Source organism: Pseudomonas sp. P5_A12 (assembly GCF_056400685.1).
In genome coordinates, this window is record NZ_JBFUKU010000632.1 from 1 (window position 1) to 603 (window position 603).

Annotated in this window: 1 protein-coding gene and 1 pseudogene; both read right to left on the reverse strand. The window is 55.1% G+C overall.

What is annotated here, in order from left to right; all coding sequences use genetic code 11:
- Nucleotides 1–35: 35 nt before the first annotated feature.
- Complete coding sequence (locus AC1DSG_RS31600) at nt 36–350, reverse strand: SCP2 sterol-binding domain-containing protein (RefSeq protein ID WP_123431867.1); 315 nt, start codon at nt 348–350, stop codon at nt 36–38.
- Between the two features lie 78 nt (nt 351–428).
- Nucleotides 429–603 (reverse strand): annotated as a pseudogene (locus tag AC1DSG_RS31605) (histidine phosphatase family protein); the annotation flags it as partial.

Consider the following 603-nt stretch of genomic DNA (forward strand, 5'->3'; position numbering starts at 1 on the left):
GCCAGACTGGTTCCCGATGGTCGGGAACCGCCGTCTTAGCTTGGGAACAGCTCGGACAGTTTCATCGCCAGCATCATGTCGCCTTCAGCGCGCAATTTGCCGCCCATGAACGCTTGCATGCCGTCGGTCGAACCGTCAACGATGCCTTCCAGGGTTTCACCGTCCATCACCAGAGTGACCTGGGCGTCAGGGTTCACGCCTTCTTGCAGCTCGCAGGTGCTGTCTTTGACGATCAACGAGAAGTTCTTTTCTTCGTCGATGCGGAAACCGAAAACCAGGTCCAGACCGGCAGCAGCGGCTGGGTTGAACTTGGCTTTCATTGCTTGTACGGCATCAGCTACGGAGGTCATGGTTCGATCCTTTCTTGGGTAATAAGAGCAGGGTAATTACAGCTGGGTGATTACAGCCAGGGTCACAATAATCCGGACTCAGCGAAACGTGATGAGATCCGGGGCCTTCAACAGTTGCAGGTGTGCATGATTGTTGAAGGAAGCCAGTGCCACCTCGCGACCACGGAACTTCAGGTGGTGGAGCGAGGTGTTGACGATTTGCCAGTTCAGCTCAAATGCCTGCTTGGCCGGCATTTGTGTAATGAGGTAGAGC